At 62.5% G+C, this 15919-nt stretch carries 13 protein-coding genes; 2 read left to right on the top strand and 11 right to left on the bottom strand.

What is annotated here, in order from left to right; translation table 11 throughout:
- Nucleotides 1-123: 123 nt before the first annotated feature.
- The 8 genes from AD662_RS22350 to AD662_RS22315 all read right to left on the bottom strand — a co-directional run bounded on the left by AD662_RS22350 (nt 124) and on the right by AD662_RS22315 (nt 10352).
- On the bottom strand, nt 124-612 hold the full coding sequence (locus tag AD662_RS22350) for an RDD family protein (protein ID WP_018614225.1): 489 nt from the start codon (nt 610-612) through the stop codon (nt 124-126).
- A gap of 94 nt (nt 613-706) precedes the next feature.
- Nucleotides 707-919, bottom strand: a complete 213-nt coding sequence (locus tag AD662_RS22345; RefSeq protein WP_003175786.1) for a cold-shock protein — start codon at nt 917-919, stop codon at nt 707-709.
- A 396-nt stretch (nt 920-1315) separates the two neighbouring features.
- Nucleotides 1316-2440 carry a glycine cleavage system aminomethyltransferase GcvT gene (gcvT, locus tag AD662_RS22340; protein WP_053189757.1) on the bottom strand — a complete coding sequence of 375 codons (1125 nt, stop codon included), beginning with the start codon at nt 2438-2440 and terminating at the stop codon, nt 1316-1318.
- 36 nt (nt 2441-2476) lie between these two features.
- Nucleotides 2477-3853: an L-serine ammonia-lyase gene (locus AD662_RS22335; protein WP_018614215.1), complete on the bottom strand. Its 1377-nt coding sequence runs from the start codon at nt 3851-3853 to the stop codon at nt 2477-2479.
- Nucleotides 3854-4045: 192 nt separating this feature from the next.
- Nucleotides 4046-6895, bottom strand: coding sequence for an aminomethyl-transferring glycine dehydrogenase (gene gcvP / locus AD662_RS22330; protein ID WP_053181308.1), 2850 nt, complete (start codon nt 6893-6895; stop codon nt 4046-4048).
- 10 nt (nt 6896-6905) lie between these two features.
- Nucleotides 6906-7289, bottom strand: a complete 384-nt coding sequence (gene gcvH, locus AD662_RS22325) for a glycine cleavage system protein GcvH (RefSeq protein ID WP_053189756.1) — start codon at nt 7287-7289, stop codon at nt 6906-6908.
- 428 nt (nt 7290-7717) lie between these two features.
- Nucleotides 7718-9226 carry a sigma-54-dependent transcriptional regulator gene (locus AD662_RS22320; protein ID WP_018614208.1) on the bottom strand — a complete coding sequence of 503 codons (1509 nt, stop codon included), beginning with the start codon at nt 9224-9226 and terminating at the stop codon, nt 7718-7720.
- 220 nt (nt 9227-9446) lie between these two features.
- Nucleotides 9447-10352: a LysR family transcriptional regulator gene (locus AD662_RS22315; protein ID WP_018614206.1), complete on the bottom strand. Its 906-nt coding sequence runs from the start codon at nt 10350-10352 to the stop codon at nt 9447-9449.
- A gap of 115 nt (nt 10353-10467) precedes the next feature.
- Between AD662_RS22315 and AD662_RS22310 the strand changes: the two genes are divergently transcribed.
- Nucleotides 10468-11346, top strand: a complete 879-nt coding sequence (locus AD662_RS22310) for an MBL fold metallo-hydrolase (protein ID WP_018614204.1) — start codon at nt 10468-10470, stop codon at nt 11344-11346.
- Between the two features lie 216 nt (nt 11347-11562).
- Nucleotides 11563-12177 (top strand): NAD(P)-dependent oxidoreductase, encoded by a 615-nt coding sequence (locus AD662_RS22305; protein ID WP_018614203.1) that lies wholly within the window; start codon nt 11563-11565, stop codon nt 12175-12177.
- Nucleotides 12178-12309: 132 nt separating this feature from the next.
- Here the strand turns inward: AD662_RS22305 and AD662_RS22300 are convergent, their stop codons facing one another.
- The 3 genes from AD662_RS22300 to aauS are packed head-to-tail and all read right to left on the bottom strand — an operon-like array spanning nt 12310 to nt 15893.
- Nucleotides 12310-12639, bottom strand: a complete 330-nt coding sequence (locus tag AD662_RS22300; RefSeq protein ID WP_162843741.1) for a GlpM family protein — start codon at nt 12637-12639, stop codon at nt 12310-12312.
- Nucleotides 12640-12663: 24 nt separating this feature from the next.
- Complete coding sequence (gene aauR / locus AD662_RS22295; RefSeq protein WP_053189754.1) at nt 12664-13992, bottom strand: two-component response regulator AauR; 1329 nt, start codon at nt 13990-13992, stop codon at nt 12664-12666.
- On the bottom strand, nt 13989-15893 hold the full coding sequence (gene aauS, locus AD662_RS22290; RefSeq protein ID WP_018614197.1) for a two-component sensor histidine kinase AauS: 1905 nt from the start codon (nt 15891-15893) through the stop codon (nt 13989-13991). The genes aauR and aauS overlap by 4 nt, the downstream gene beginning before the upstream one ends.
- Between the last annotated feature and the right edge of the window lie 26 nt (nt 15894-15919).

Raw genomic sequence — 15919 nt, 5'->3', positions numbered from 1 at the left:
CCCACGCTCTGCGTGGGAACGTCTCTGCGGACGCTCCGCGTTCGGCTTTTTGGGACGCAGAGCGTCCCGGGCTACATTCCCACGCAGAGCGTGGGAACGATCAAACCCACTGACGTGGTGTTCTTACTTGCTCTTCTTGGGAATCCGCACCAACTGCGTATCCGAGTAGATGTCATGCCAGCTGCGCTTGCGCTTGTCGAACAGCGCCCAGATGAAGCCCAGCCCCACCAGCAGCAGTGACGCAATCGATACCACGAACCGCAACAGCGCCTGCCACAGGCTGATGGCCGTGCCATCGGCGTTCTGTACGCGGATGCACCACACCTGCATGCCCAGGGTCTGGCCGTTGTGGGTCCAGAACTTGGCGAAGAAGCCGAACAGCACGAACAGCAGCACGGTGGACAGCAGCGGGTCACCGTCCAGTGCGCCAGCTTCGGTCAGGGCACGCATTTTTTCTTCGCCGATGATCGCCATCTGGATCATCTTGTAGGCGCCACTGGTGACGATCAGCAGCGCCGTGCACAGCAAGAAGTCATAGAACATCGCGGCCAGGCGACGGCCCAGGCCGGCGGGAGGAAAGTCGCCCTGGGGGGTGAGCAGGTGTTTCGGCATGACGGCCTCGGACGAAAAAAGAAGCCATTTTACGGATTTACGCCCATAAAAAAGCCCCTGATATCAATCAGGGGCTTTTTAGTGTGCGAAAGCCTTAGGCTTCTGCTTGAACCTCGTCAGCCTGCATGCCTTTCTGGCCTTGCACAGCAACGAAAGTGACTTTCTGGCCTTCTTTCAGGCTCTTGAAGCCGTTGCCCTGGATGGCGCGGAAATGCACGAACAGGTCCGGACCGCTTTCAGGCGTGATAAAACCAAAACCCTTCTCGTCGTTGAACCACTTGACGGTACCGCTCTGACGTTGAGACATTTTCTTATTTCCTTTGACGCTAAAATTGATGACAGCCTCTTTCGCATGAAAGAGTACTGGGGCTGGGTTGCAGGAAAGTAAGAGACGTCGAACGGGATGTAGCGAACTTCATAAGCTACTGCCCAGGTCACGATTCCAAGCGACCCATGCAAACACAGTGACCAAACTCTACGCCAACTACGAATGAAAAAACAACCCCCCGGGGAAGCCCCGTATTTGCTCAGCTTGCAAGCATTTACATACACCACCGGGCGGAGCTTATTCGATAGGCTAGTTCAATTGTTAGCGACCGTTATAAGCGTTGTTCAATGTCTAAAGATATGCACCTTTTTATGGCGGTTGCGTTACACATTAGTGCACGTATAACGCAATCGCGTTACTTATAGAAACAGTCAATCAACCGCGGTAGTAGCGCTGTGGGACGAATGGCATTTTGCTTACAAGTAAAGGCACCTTTTTCCCACGCACGATGGCCCAGACTGGCGTATCCAGTGCGACATAGGCGCTGTCCAGGTAACCCATCGCCAACGGACCGCCCAGGGTCGGGCCGAAACCGCCGCTGCACACCGTCCCGATAATCTCGCCCGCTTCGTTGACGATCTCTGCGCCTTCGCGCACCGGTGTGCGTTCCTGGGGCAGCAGGCCGACGCGTTTGCGCTTCACGCCGCCCTGTTGTTGGGCGAACACGCTTTCAGCGCCGGGGAAACCGCCAGCGCGGGCGCCGTCGGCACGACGTACTTTGGAAATCGCCCACAACAGGCTGGCTTCGATTGGCGTGGTCTCGGTGTTCATGTCGTGGCCGTAGAGGCACAGGCCGGCTTCCAGGCGCAGGGAGTCACGGGCACCGAGGCCGATGGCCGCGACTTCCGGCTCGGCCAGCAGGGCGCGGGCCAGTTTTTCCGCATCGGCGGCGGGTACCGAGATTTCGAAACCGTCTTCACCGGTGTAGCCCGAACGGCTGACAAAGCAGTCCATGCCCAACAGCGTGACGCGCTGGAACTGCATGAAGGTCATCTTCGCCACGTCCGGCGCCAGGCGTGCGAGCACGGTGACGGCGGCCGGGCCTTGCAGGGCAAGCAGGGCACGAGCTTCGAACAGTGGCTCGATGCTGCACTGCGCGCCAATGTGGGCCCGCAGGTGGGCCAGGTCCTGGTCCTTGCAGGCCGCGTTGACCACCAGGAACAGTTCGTCATTGCCCAGGTTGGCGACCATCAGGTCGTCGAGGATGCCGCCGTTCTCTTGGGTGAACATGGCGTAGCGCTGCATGCCCACCGGCAGGTCGATGATGTCCACCGGCACCAGGGTTTCCAGGGCCTTGGCGACGCCTGCGCCGGTCAGGCGGATCTGGCCCATGTGGGACACGTCGAACAGCCCGGCCTGATCACGGGTGTGCTGGTGTTCCTTCATCACGCCCAGAGGGTACTGCACCGGCATGTCGTAGCCGGCGAACGGCACCATGCGGGCGCCGAGTTCGAGGTGCAGCGCGTGCAGCGGGGTCTTCAGCAGTTGTTCGGTGGACATATCAGCTCCTGGAAAAAATGTAGAAGTGAGGCCGCATCAGCATTCGATGATGTTGACCGCCAGACCGCCGCGGGCGGTCTCCTTGTATTTGCTTTTCATGTCGGCGCCGGTCTGGCGCATGGTGCGGATGACTTTGTCGAGAGAGACGAAGTGATGCCCGTCGCCGCGCATGGCCATGCGTACCGCGTTGATGGCCTTCACCGAACCCATGGCGTTGCGTTCGATGCATGGCACCTGCACCAGGCCGCCAATCGGGTCGCAGGTCAGGCCGAGGTTGTGTTCCATGCCGATCTCGGCAGCGTTTTCCACTTGCTGCACGCTGCCACCAAGCACTTCGCAGAGGGCGCCGGCGGCCATGGAACAGGCCACGCCCACTTCACCCTGGCAACCGACTTCGGCGCCGGAGATGGAGGCGTTTTCCTTGTACAGGATGCCGATGGCGGCGGCGGTCAGCAGGAACCGCACCACGCCATCCTCGCTGGCCCCGGGGATAAAGCGCATGTAGTAATGCAGCACGGCCGGGACGATACCCGCCGCCCCGTTGGTAGGTGCGGTGACGACGCGCCCGCCATAGGCGTTTTCTTCGTTGACCGCCAAGGCGTACAGGTTGACCCAGTCCAGCACCGACAGCGGGTCGCGCAGTGCGGCTTCGGGGTTCTTGCACAGTTGGCGGTGCAACGCCGCGGCCCGGCGCTTGACCTTCAGCCCGCCTGGCAGAATCCCTTCGTTGCGACAGCCCGCCGCCACGCAATCCTGCATCACCTGCCAGATTTTCAGCAGGCCGGCACGGGTCTCGGCTTCGGGGCGCCAGGCGCTTTCGTTGGTCAGCATCACCTGGCTGATGGACAGGCCATAGGTGCTGCAATGGCCCAGCAGGTCCTTGGCACTCTTGAACGGGAAGGTCAGGGGCGTGGCATCTTCGACGATGCGGTCGGCGCCAGCCGCGTCTTCATCGACGACAAAGCCGCCGCCGACCGAGTAGTACTCGCGGCTGCGCACTTGCAGTCCTGCGGCATCGAAGGCGCGGAAGATCATGCCGTTGGGGTGAAAGGCCAACGGCTTGCGGATCATCGCCAAGTGCAGCTTTTCATTGAATTCGATGGAGTGTTCGCCGAGCAGGTTCAGGCGACCGCTGCTGCGGATCGCTTGCAGGCGGGCGTCGACGGTTTCGGTGTCCACGGTGTCGGGATGCTCGCCTTCCAGGCCCAGCAGCACGGCCTTGTCGCTGCCGTGGCCCTTGCCGGTGGCGCCGAGCGAGCCGTAGAGCTCGACCTTGACGCTGGTGGTGCAATTGAGCAAGTCATCGCGACGCAGCCCTTCGGCAAAACGGGCAGCGGCACGCATCGGGCCGACGGTATGGGAGCTGGAAGGGCCGATACCGATCTTGAACAGGTCGAACACGCTTAACGACATGGTGTTTCTCCGGTTTCTTTTTATGAGTTCGAGATTGGCGTAGATCCCCTTGTGGGAGCGGGCTTGCTCGCGAAGGCGGTGTGTCAGCCAAGTAGATGTTGACTGATACACCGCCTTCGCGAGCAAGCCCGCTCCCACAGGGGGTAGGCGGTGTTATTGAAAGAGGGGCGAGCAAACCCACCCCCTCACAGGTCAAGCGTAGCTTTCGATCGACGGGCAGGCGCAGACCAGGTTGCGGTCGCCGAACACGTTATCGACCCGGCCCACAGGCGGCCAGTATTTGCCTTCGATCAACGACGCCACCGGGTACACCGCCTGTTCGCGGCTGTAAGGGTGGGTCCACTCGCCGACGATTTCCGCCGCAGTGTGCGGGGCGTTCTTCAGCGGGTTGTCGTCTTTGTCCAGGCTGCCGTTTTCCACCGCGCGAATTTCTTCGCGGATGCAGATCATGGCGTCGCAGAAACGGTCCAGTTCTTCCTTGGATTCGCTTTCGGTCGGCTCGATCATCAGCGTGCCGGCCACCGGGAACGACATGGTCGGCGCGTGGAAACCGAAGTCGATCAGGCGCTTGGCCACGTCATCGACGCTGATGCCGCTGCTGTCCTTGAGTGGACGCAGGTCGAGGATGCATTCGTGGGCCACCAGGCCGTTGCTGCCGGAGTAGAGCACTGGATAGTGCTCTTCCAGGCGACGGGCGATGTAGTTGGCGTTGAGGATCGCCAGTTGCGAAGCGCGCTTGAGACCGGCGCCGCCCATCATGCGGATGTACATCCAGGTGATCGGCAAGATGCTCGCGCTGCCGAACGGCGCCGCGCACACCGCGCCTTCCTTGCGTTCCATGTTGGCGTGGCCCGGCAGGAACGGTGCCAGGTGGGACTTGACGCCAATCGGGCCGACGCCCGGGCCGCCACCGCCGTGGGGAATGCAGAAGGTCTTGTGCAGGTTCAGGTGCGACACGTCGCCGCCGAACTTGCCTGGGGCGCAGAGGCCGACCATGGCGTTCATGTTGGCGCCGTCGATGTACACCTGGCCGCCGTTGTCATGAATGATGCCGCAGATTTCGCGGATGCCTTCTTCGAACACACCGTGTGTGGACGGGTAGGTGATCATCAGCGCGGCGAGGTGTTCGCGGTGCTCGATGGCCTTGGCCCGCAGGTCTTCGATGTCGACGTTGCCGCGGGCATCGCAGGCGGTCACGACCACGCGCATGCCGGCCATGTTGGCGGTGGCCGGGTTGGTACCGTGGGCCGAGGACGGGATCAGGCAGATGTCGCGACGGTCTTCGCCACGGCTCTGGTGATAGGCACGGATCGCCAGCAGGCCGGCGTATTCGCCTTGGGAGCCAGCGTTGGGTTGCAGCGACACCGCGTCATAGCCGGTGGCGGCGCAGAGCATGGCTTCGAGCTCGTCGGTCAGTTGCTGGTAGCCAGCGCTCTGTTCGGCCGGGGCGAACGGGTGCAGGGCGCCGAACTCGGCCCAGGTCACCGGAATCATTTCGCTGGCGGCGTTGAGTTTCATGGTGCAGGAACCCAGCGGGATCATGGTGCGATCCAGGGCCAGGTCCTTGTCGGCGAGCTTGCGCAGGTAGCGCATCAGCTCGGTTTCGGAGTGGTAGCGGTTGAACACTGGGTGGCTGAGGATCGCCGATTGACGCACCAGCTCGGCCGGAATGCGGCTTTGCACGCTGGCGGCCAGTGCCGCGAAGTCCGGCAGCGCCTTGCCGTCGGCCAACACGTTCCACAGGGCTTCGACGTCAGTCTGGCTGGTGGTCTCGTCGAGGGACAGGCCCAGGCGTTCGGCGTCCACCACACGCAGGTTGATGCGCTGTGCGCGGGCCTTGTCGTGCAGGGCCGCGGTTTGCGCGCCGGTGCGCAGGGTCAGGGTGTCGAAGAAGCGCTCTTGCTCGACGCTCAGGCCCAGCGCGCCGAGGCCCTTGGCGAGGATCGCGGTCAGGTGATGGATGCGATTGGCAATTTGCACCAGGCCCTTGGGACCGTGGTACACGGCGTACATGCTGGCGATGTTGGCCAGCAGCACCTGGGCGGTGCAGATGTTGCTCGTGGCTTTCTCGCGGCGGATGTGTTGCTCGCGGGTCTGCATCGCCAGGCGCAGGGCCGGCTTGCCGAAACGGTCCACGGAAACGCCGACCAGGCGGCCCGGCATGTCGCGCTTGAACGCATCCTTGGTGGAGAAATACGCCGCGTGCGGGCCACCGAAGCCCAGCGGCACACCGAAGCGCTGGGCGCTGCCGATGGCCACGTCGGCGCCGAATTCACCTGGCGGGGTCAGCAGGGTCAGGGCCAGCAGATCAGCAGCCACGGCCACCAGGGCGTTGGCGGTGTGGAAGCGTTCGGTCAGTTCGCGGTAGTCGAACAGGTCACCGTTGCTGGCTGGGTACTGCAGCAGCGCGCCGAAGAAACCGCTGACGTCGCTCAGTTCGCGCTCATCGCCCACCACCACGTCGATGCCCAGGGGCTCGGCACGGGTGCGCAGCACGTCGAGGGTTTGCGGGTGGCTGTGCACGGAGGCGAAGAACGCGTTGCTGCCTTTGTTCTTGCTCAGGCGCTTGCAGAAGGTCATGGCTTCGGCGGCGGCAGTGGCTTCGTCGAGCAAGGACGCGTTGGCGATCGGCAGGCCGGTAAGGTCGCTGATCAAGGTCTGGAAGTTCAGCAGCGCTTCGAGACGGCCCTGGGAAATTTCTGGCTGGTACGGGGTGTAGGCGGTGTACCAGGCCGGGTTTTCCAGCAGGTTGCGCAGGATCGGTGCCGGCGTATGGCAGTTGTAGTAGCCCTGGCCGATGTAGGTCTTGAACAGTTGGTTCTTGGCGGCGATGGCCTTGATCGAGGCCAGTGCGTCGGCTTCGCTCTGGCCGTCGCCCATGTCCAGCACGCTGGTGCCCTTGATGCTTTCCGGGATGACGCTGGCGCTCAGGGCTTGCAGGGAGTCGTAGCCCAGACGCTCGAGCATGGCTTGCTCGTCGCTGGCACGCGGGCCGATGTGGCGGGCGATGAATTCGTTGGCAGTGCCGAGATTAACGGTCATATGGCGCTCCTCAGGCTTGGGCGTTGGCTTTGATCAGGCGATCGTAGGCGTCTTGATCCAACAGCTTAGCCACTGCGTCGACGTCGGTCGGTTTAAAGCGGAAGAACCAGCCTTCGACCATCGGATCTTCGTTGACCAGTTCCGGGCTGCCGTCGAGTTTGTTGTTCACTTCGAGCACTTCACCGTCCAGTGGCATGTACACACCGCTGGCGGCCTTGACCGACTCCACAGTGGAGGCTTCGGCGCCTTTTTCATAGGCCTGCAGTTCAGGCAGTTGCACAAAAACCACGTCACCCAATGCGTTCTGCGCGAAAGCGGTAATGCCTACGGTGACGCTGCCGTCGGCTTCGGTGCGCAGCCATTCGTGATCTTCAGTGAAACGCAACTCGCTCATGGAAACTCCTGGGGCCAGAATCGTCTGGTGGACGCGAAGAAAGGCACGGGGCTTGGCCCGGCCGAATGCTAATACCCATAGCAAGAATGCGGCCAATCTTAATAATTGCTTATATATCAATGTCTTGACTGGTTTTGTCAAAGCTTGGACCAACTTCGCTGTAGCGAAATCGCTACAGATGGGAGGCTGGAAAAAATCGTTGTGGGATCAAAGCCTTGCGCAGCGCTGCTTAGCGATGAGTGTAGCGATATCGTTCCGCTGTAGCGCTTTCAGTACAGGTGGAGGTCGTTTTTGACGCTACTTTCGAATGCAACACAAGAATCCCTGTGGGAGCGGGCTTGCTCGCGAAGACGGTGTGTCAGCTAATTGGATGTCGACTGGCACACCGCTTTCGCGAGCAAGCCCGCTCCCACATGGACCGAGTAAAACTAGGGCTTGTTGGAGATCCCGTACTTGCGCAACCGATGGGCAATCGCGGTGTGGGAGGTTTGCAGGCGGCTGGCGAGCTGGCGGGTGGAGGGGTAGTTGACGTAGAGGCTTTCGAGCAGGTGCTTCTCGAAGCTTTCCACGGCCTGTTCCAGGCTTTCGACTTCCACATCGCCCTGGCGCGCCACGGAGGTGCCGGCGATGTCCAGGTCGCCGATGTCCACCAGGCTGCTTTCGCAGATGGCCGCGGCGCGGAAGATCACGTTCTGCAATTGCCGCACATTGCCTGGCCAGCGGTTGCCCAGCAGGGCCGGGTAAGTGCCGGGGGCCAGGCGGCAGACCGGGCGCTGGATCTGCGCGCAGGCCTGCTGCATGAAATAACGCGCCAGCAGCAGGATGTCCTGGCCGCGTTCCCGCAGCGGCGGGACTTCGACATTGAGCACGTTCAGGCGATAGAACAGGTCTTCGCGGAACGAGCCCTCGCTGACCATTTTTTCCAGGTTGCGGTGGGTGGCGCTGAGGATCCGCACGTTGACCTTGATTTCCCGGTCGCCGCCCACTCGGCGGAAGCTGCCATCGTTCAGGAAGCGCAGCAGCTTGGCTTGCAGGTACGGCGACATCTCGCCGATTTCATCGAGGAATACCGTGCCCTGGTTCGCCAGCTCCATCAGTCCCGGCTTGCCGCCTCGTTGCGCTCCGGTGAAGGCGCCGGGGGCATAGCCGAACAGTTCGCTTTCCGCCAGGTTCTCCGGCAATGCTGCGCAGTTCAGGGCCAGGAACGGTGCGCCATGACGGGCGCTGATGGCATGGCACGCCCGGGCCACCAGTTCCTTGCCGGTGCCGGTTTCGCCCTGGATCAGCAGCGGTGCATCCAGCGCCGCGACCCGCTGGGCCCGGGCCTTGAGGGTGCGGATCGCCGGGGATTCGCCCAGCAGCGCGTCGAAGCCTTCGGCGTGATCGTGATGCAGTGCCGACAGGCGCTCGCCGATGCGGTTCGGCTGATACAGCGTCAGCAGCGCGCCGGCATCGGTGATGGGCGTGGCGTCCAGCAGCAAGGTCTGGCCGTTGAGGGTGATTTCCCGCAGCGGCAAGCGGAAACCGTTCTCCAGCAAGGCGTCCAGCAAGGCCTCGTCACCGAACAGCTCGGCCACGCTTTCCCCGGCCGGTTCACGCCCGTACAGGGCAATCAGCGCCGGATTGGCCAGCAACACCTTGCCGGCGCTGTCCAGGGCCAGCACCGGGTCGGTCATGGCGGCGAGCAAGGCATCGAGCTGCAAGTGCCGACGCTGGCCCGGCAGGATGTCCACCACGGTGACCGCCTGCACGCCGCGCACGCTGAACAGCGCCTCGCGCAACTCGTCGAGCACTTGCGGACTGAGGGTCGGGGCGTCGATGTAGACGTTGGGCGGCACCATTTCCACCGCATCCAGATTGAGATTGCGCCCACCGAGCAAGGCCAGGACTTCCTGGGTGATGCCGACGCGGTCGATGAAACTGACGTGGATACGCATGGGGCGGTTTTGGGTTCTGGAGTGCGGAGGGTGGCCAGTATGCCTTGGGGCGGGCTGTTGGTGAAATCCTGGCGAAGAGACAAGGAATACACCGACCTCCACTGTGGGAGCGGGCTTGCTCGCGAAAGCGGTGTACCAGTCGACATTTGATTGGCTGGCACTCCGCCTTCGCGAGCAAGCCCGCTCCCACAGTGGCGGTCGGCGGTGAGGCGGCTATCGCTTAGAGCCCCACATCCCACTCGGGCATCTCGGGAAACTTGAGCACCAAAAAATCCAGCAGGCTGCGCAGTGCCGACGGCATGTGTTTGCGTGAGGCATACACCGCGTACATGTTCATCCGGCGGGGTTCGGCGTGGGGCAGCAGGCGGATCAGTTCGCCGTTCTTGATGTGGGCGCCGGCCTGGTAGCTGGGCAGCATGGCCACGCCAGCGCCGGCTATCGTTGCTTGAAGCAATGTGCTGGCTTCGTTGGCGCTGATATTACCTTGCACCGGCACCGAGACCTGCTCGCCGTCCTGCTCGAAATGCCACAGGCTCTTGCCGACGTAGGAGTGGGTCAGGCAGTTGTGCCGGCTCAGGTCTTCCACGCGCAGCGGTGTCGAGTGCTCGCGCAGATACTGTGGCGAAGCGCAGATCACCGAGCGGCAGACCGTGAGGCGACGGGCAATCAGGTTCGGGTCCAGGTCGTTGCTCATGCGGATCGCCAGGTCGATGCGCTCATCCACCAGGTTCACGGTGCGGTCGAGCATTTGCAGGTCGACGCTCACCCCGGGGTAGCGCTTGACGTATTCGGCCATGGCGCTCGCCAGTTGGGCTTGGCCGAACGAGGTGCTGGCGCTGATGCGCAACATGCCCCGCGGCGCGTCGTCCGGGGTGCTGACGGCGGCTTGCATGTCGCCGGACAGCTCGAGCATCTGCCGGCAGCGCGGCAGGATCTCCGTGCCTGCGGCCGTCAGGCTCAGCTTGCGAGTGGTGCGGTGCATCAGCCGGGCACCGACCCAGTCCTCCAGCTCCGCCAGGTAGCGTGACACCACCGGCCGCGACAGGTCCAGATGCTCGGCCGCCGCCGACTGGCTGCCCAGGTCCACCACCGTGACGAACACCCGCATTGCTTGTAGACGATCCATGATTTGCCCGATTTCAGAAACAAACTATGTTCCAGCATCGCATTTTTTGTAACGAGTAAGGTAACTAAGCTCAATCCCCATTCCCCTGACGGGTTTTTGGACAACGGAGCACACCATGACCGGACTTATCCCACTCAAGCGCCTGCTGCTGGCAACCGCCGCCCTGGCCTTCACCGCCCAGACCTGGGCCGCCGGCCTGACGCTGGACGTCTACAACCCCGGCGCGGCGGCGGTTTTCCCGGTGACTTCGGTTTTAGTCAGCGGTGAAAAAGAGGCAATCCTGGTGGACGCCCAGTTCGGCAAGACCCAGGCCGCCCAGGTGGTGGAAAAAATCCGCGCCAGCGGCAAGCGATTGACCACGATCTACATCAGCCACGGCGATCCAGACTACTATTTTGGTTTGGAAACCCTCACCGCCGCGTTCCCTGAGGCCAAGGTGCTGGCGTCCGCACCGACTGTCGAGCACATCAAACACACCATGGACGGCAAGCTGAAATATTGGGGGCCGATTCTGAAGACCGATGCACCGGCCAAAGCCATCGTGCCCCAGGTGCTCAAGGGCGACAGCCTGACCCTGGAAGGCCAGCGCTTGCAGATCGTCGGCCTCGATGGCCCACAGCCGGACCGCAGTTTCGTGTGGATTCCATCGATCAAGGCCGTGGTAGGCGGTGTGGTGGTGGCCGAGAACATTCATGTCTGGATGGCTGACACCCAGACGCCGCAGTCCCACAAGGACTGGCTGGCGACCCTCGCCGGTATTGAAAAGCTGCAGCCGAACACCGTGATCCCGGGCCACTACCTGGGTGAAAGCGCCCGGTCCCTGGCCCCGGTGACATTCACCGCCGGCTATATCAAGGCCTTCGATGAAGAAACCGCCAAGGCCAAGGATTCCGCCGCGCTGATCGCCGCCATGAAGCAACGCTACCCGAACCTGGGTGAAGACAGTTCCCTGGAACTGAGTGCCAAGGTGGCGAAGGGCGAGATGAAGTGGTGAGACACAAATTTTGGGGGCGGTACTCCTTTGTGGCGAGGGGATTTAGCGAAACGTCGCACCGCCCCGCTGGGCTGCGAAGCGGCCCTAAAAAGGCTGAACGGGTTACATCAGGTTTATCACCAATGGCGCATTGGGACTGCTTCGCAGTCCAGCGGGGATAAATCCCCTCGCCACAAGAGCATGCATTTCTAACATCGCTAACCAATGGAGAACACCATGAGCAAAATCGCAATCATCGGCGCCACCGGTCGCGCCGGCAGCCAATTGCTGGAAGAAGCCCTGCGCCGTGGTCACAGCGTGACGGCCATTGCCCGCAACACCGCGAAAATCGGTGAAAGGGCCGGGGTGGTCAGCAAGCAACTGGATGTATTGGACAGCGAGGCATTGACGGCGGCGGTGACCGATCACGATGTGGTGATCAGCGCGGCCCACTTTGCCAGCGTGTCGGCCGACAAGCTCATCGCGCCGGTGAAAGCCGCTGGGGTCAAGCGTTTGCTGGTGGTCGGCGGGGCCGGTTCGTTGTTGCTTCCGGACGGCTCTCGTGTGATCGACAGCGATGGCTTCCCGGAGGAATACCTGGCCGAAGCCAGCGCCGGAGCATTGTTCCTCGATGTGCTGCGCCAGGAGCAAGACCTGGACTGGACCTTCCTTTCGCCTTCGGCAGAGTTCGTCGAAACCGAACGCACGGAGCAGTTTCGCCTCGGCAAGAATCACCTGCTGTTCGACGATGCCGGGCGTAGCTGGATCAGCTTTGCCGACTACGCTATCGCGATGATCGATGAAGTGGAAACGCCGCAGTTTTCGCGCACGCGATTTACCGTCGGTTATTGATCACAGGTTTGTGTAGGAACTGTGTAGGAGCTGTCGAGCAACGCGAGGCTGCGATCTTTTGATCTTTCGCTAGAGACTCAAGTGTCCAAGGAAAGATCGCAGCCTCGCGTTGCTCGGCAGCTCCTACAGGGATTAACCGTGGATTCTTACCCAGACGCTGACCAGCACCGTCGCGGCCATCAGCCACGCCACCGCCGCTACGGCCAGGGACGCCTCCAGGCGCATGCGGTCGACCATCACGTACAGCGTTGCCAGATAGACGAAGTACGGAATGATCGACCACATCCCAAACACGATGGTGGTCTTCAGGTCGTCCACCGAGCGGCCCTTGCCGACGATGTAATGGGCGATCAGGGCGAAGGTCGGGAACAGCGGCACCAGCCCGGCGATGTAATAGTTCCTGGTCTTGGCCAGCATCGCCAGGATGACCACCACGGCTGCACCGAGCGCCGCCTTGAAAATCAGATCCACAGGTTTCCCGCCCAGTTAATGGCTCAGGCCATATTTTTTGACTTTGTCGAACAGCGTGGTCTTGGCCATGCCCAACTCCAGGCTGGCCTGGGTCAGGTTGCCACCGCTGCGTTGCAGGGCGTCCACCAGCAGGTTGCGCTCGAAGGCTTCGACGGCTTCGGCGAAGGCCAGGCCCTGGTTACCGCCGCTGGCACCGGCGCGCTTGAACGCCGGCAGGCCCAGGGCGTAACGCTCGGCGACGTTGCGCAGTTCGCGTACGTTGCCCGGCCAGTCGTGGCTCATCAGGTTCGACAGGGTCTGGTTGTCCAGCTCCGGCACCGTGCGGTCGAAGCGCAGGGACGACTGCTGGAGAAAGTGCTTGAACAGTTGCAGGATGTCTTCGCGCCGCTCGCGCAGTGGCGGCAGTTCCAGGGTCACCACGTTGAGGCGGTAATACAAGTCGCTGCGGAACAGCCCGGTCCGGCCCATTTCGTCCAGGTCGGACTTGGTGGCGGCGATCACCCGGCAATCCACGGCCACGCTCTGGTTCGAACCCAGGCGCTCGAGGGTGCGTTCCTGCAGCACGCGCAGCAACTTGATCTGCAAGGGCAGGGGCATGCTTTCCACTTCGTCGAGAAACAGCGTGCCACCGTCGGCGTGTTCGATCTTGCCGATCCGGCGTTTGCCGGCACCGGTAAAGGCATTGGCTTCGTGGCCGAAAATCTCGCTTTCGAACAGGTTCTCCGGCAGGCCGCCGCAGTTCAATGCGACGAACTGCTTGTCGTGGCGTCGGCTGAAGTCGTGCAGGCAACGGGCGACCAGTTCCTTGCCGGTGCCGGTTTCGCCTTCGATCAGCACGTTGGCCGAGGTGTCGGCGACGTTGGCGATCAGCGCGCGCAGGTGCTGCATGGCGGGCGAGCGGCCAATGATCCGGCCTTCCAGGGAATCGCGTTCGGCCAATTGCCGACGCAGCGATGACACTTCCCGGGCGAGGCTGCGCTGCTCCAGGGCACGGCGGGCGACGTCCACCAGGCGTTCAGGAGAGAAGGGTTTCTCCATGAAGTCATAGGCGCCTTTTTGCATGGCACCGACGGCCATGGAGATGTCGCCGTGGCCGGTGATCAGCACCACCGGCAGGCTGCGGTCCCGTGCCTTGAGGCGGGTCAGCAGTTCCAGGCCGTCGATGCCCGGCAGGCGAATGTCACTGATGACGATGCCGGCAAAGTTATCGTCGACACGCTCCAGGGCCTCTTCGGCGCTGCCCACGCCGATGCAGGGAATGTCTTCCAGGCTCAAGGCCTGCTGGCAGCCCAGCAGGACGTGGGGGTCGTCTTCGACGATCAGTACGCTCAGGTCGTGGTTCATAGCGGCTCGACAGGTGAAAGGCTTACCAACGGTAAACTGAGGACAAAGGTGGTTCCACTGCCCTCGACCGGGTGCTCGACGCCCAGGTATCCGCCCGTGGCGGCGGCCAGGCTGGCGGAAAGCGTCAGGCCCAGGCCCAGGCCTTGTTCGCCGGGTTTGGTGGTGAAGAAGGGTTCGAACAGATGCTTGCGTGCTTCTGGGTCAATACCGTGGCCGTTATCTCGCACACGCAGGCGATATTTGCCATCGCCGGCCTGGCCTTCGAGCCACAGCTGCGGTTCGGGTTGCGTCTGCATGGCGTCCAGGGCATTGCCGATCAGGTTCACCAGGATCTGCTCCAGGCGCGTCTGGTCAATTTGCACCTGGACGTCGTCGAAACTGGAATGAATCTGGATGTTCAAGCTTTCAAGACGAGCGCCCAGCAGTTGCAGCGCGGCCTCGATACCTTTGCCGAGGCTGGCCTGGCCCTGGTCGTCCCCACGCCGGGCAAAGGAGCGCAGGCTGGCGGTGATCCGGCCCATGCGGTCGATCAATTCGTTGATGGTCTTGAGGTTGGTGCTGGCGATGTCCAGTTGACCGCGTTCCAGGAAGCGCACGGTATTGCCGGACAAGGTGCGCAGCGCCGCCAGCGGTTGGTTGAGTTCATGGGCGATGCTGGTGGACATCTGGCCGATGGCCGCCAGTTTACCGGCCTGGACCAATTCGTCCTGGGCCCGGCGCAAGGTCTCTTCGGCCTGGCGCCGCTCGCGGATCTGGCCCTTGAGTCGTTCGTTGCTGGCGCGCAGGTCGGTGGTGCGTTCGGTAATCCGACGCTCGAGCTGGTTGTTGGCTTGCTGCAAGGCTTCCCGGGCCGCGAGACGGGTGGCGATGACCTTGCGTCGTTCGTTCCAGGCAATCAGCAGGAACGCCACCAGGGCGAAGGCCACGGCCACCAGGATGCCTTGGTTGATCGCCTGGCGACGCAGGTCTTCAAGTGGGGTCAGCAGGGTGAAATTCCACGGTGTATCGCTCAAGGGCCGGGTCTGCGACAAGTAGCTGATGGCGCGCTCGTCGGGCACCAGTTCGCTGTTGGCCGGGAACGTCAGTTTCTCCATGCCTTCGGCCAGGCGTTCCCGGGCCAGTGGCACCAGTTCATTGAGCGGGAACCAGTAGTACTGCAGGCTGCGGGCCAGGCGTTCCTTGGTGTCGTCGCTCAGGGGGCGAACCGACTTGAGCCGCCGCGCCGGGTCGCTGGACAGGATGATGATGCCGTTCTCATCACTGACAAACGCCTCCAGCCGCGCTCGCTGCCAGCGCTCCTCCAGGGCTTCGAGGCGCACCTTGACCACGGCCACGCCAATGATCTTGCCTTGTTGCTCCAAGCCATGGGCCAGGTAGTAGCCGGGTTCGCCGTTGGTGCTGCCGATGCCGTAGAAACGCCCCGGCTGGCCGCGCACGGCGTTCTGGAAATAGGCGCGGAAGGACAGGTCTTCGCCCAGGTAACTGTCGACATCGCGCCAGTTGCTGGTGGCCATCACCCGGCCGGTGGTGTCCATCACGTAGATGGCCCGGCTGCGGCTGCGGCGGTTCAGGCCTTCGAGGTATTCATTGACGGTCCTGCGGTGCTCGGGCGTCGGGTCGTCGAGCAGTTGCGAGACACTCGATTCAAGTTCCAGCAGGCTGGGCAGGTAGGTGTACTTGCTGATCTCGCTTTCGACCGCACGGGCGTGCAGCTCCAACTGGCGTTCGCCATTCTCGGCGAGGCCACGTACGCCATAGTGCTCGCTGATCCAGAAGCCGAGGTAACCCAGGCCGATCATCAGGGCGATGACCAGTGGCGGCAGGAACAGATGGCGGATCAGGCGGGGTTTCACGGCGAGTGATGGCGGCGCGGCGCGATAAAGGGTGGGGTCGCATTTCATCACAGAAGCCTTGGGTCAACCACAAC

This window comes from Pseudomonas kilonensis (assembly GCF_001269885.1).
Lineage (GTDB): Bacteria > Pseudomonadota > Gammaproteobacteria > Pseudomonadales > Pseudomonadaceae > Aquipseudomonas > Aquipseudomonas kilonensis.
This window is presented reverse-complemented; position numbering and strand designations above follow the sequence as displayed.

What these genes read in the sequence shown, in the direction of transcription:
- AD662_RS22350 (WP_018614225.1), bottom strand. Translation starts at nt 612, where the DNA reads ATGCCGAAACACCTGCTCACCCCCCAGGGCGACTTTCCTCCCGCCGGC.
- AD662_RS22345 (WP_003175786.1), bottom strand. Translation starts at nt 919, where the DNA reads ATGTCTCAACGTCAGAGCGGTACCGTCAAGTGGTTCAACGACGAGAAG.
- gcvT (WP_053189757.1), bottom strand. Translation starts at nt 2,440, where the DNA reads ATGTCCACCGAACAACTGCTGAAGACCCCGCTGCACGCGCTGCACCTC.
- AD662_RS22335 (WP_018614215.1), bottom strand. Translation starts at nt 3,853, where the DNA reads ATGTCGTTAAGCGTGTTCGACCTGTTCAAGATCGGTATCGGCCCTTCC.
- gcvP (WP_053181308.1), bottom strand. Translation starts at nt 6,895, where the DNA reads ATGACCGTTAATCTCGGCACTGCCAACGAATTCATCGCCCGCCACATC.
- gcvH (WP_053189756.1), bottom strand. Translation starts at nt 7,289, where the DNA reads ATGAGCGAGTTGCGTTTCACTGAAGATCACGAATGGCTGCGCACCGAA.
- AD662_RS22320 (WP_018614208.1), bottom strand. Translation starts at nt 9,226, where the DNA reads ATGCGTATCCACGTCAGTTTCATCGACCGCGTCGGCATCACCCAGGAA.
- AD662_RS22315 (WP_018614206.1), bottom strand. Translation starts at nt 10,352, where the DNA reads ATGGATCGTCTACAAGCAATGCGGGTGTTCGTCACGGTGGTGGACCTG.
- AD662_RS22310 (WP_018614204.1), top strand. Translation starts at nt 10,468, where the DNA reads ATGACCGGACTTATCCCACTCAAGCGCCTGCTGCTGGCAACCGCCGCC.
- AD662_RS22305 (WP_018614203.1), top strand. Translation starts at nt 11,563, where the DNA reads ATGAGCAAAATCGCAATCATCGGCGCCACCGGTCGCGCCGGCAGCCAA.
- aauR (WP_053189754.1), bottom strand. Translation starts at nt 13,992, where the DNA reads ATGAACCACGACCTGAGCGTACTGATCGTCGAAGACGACCCCCACGTC.
- aauS (WP_018614197.1), bottom strand. Translation starts at nt 15,893, where the DNA reads ATGAAATGCGACCCCACCCTTTATCGCGCCGCGCCGCCATCACTCGCC.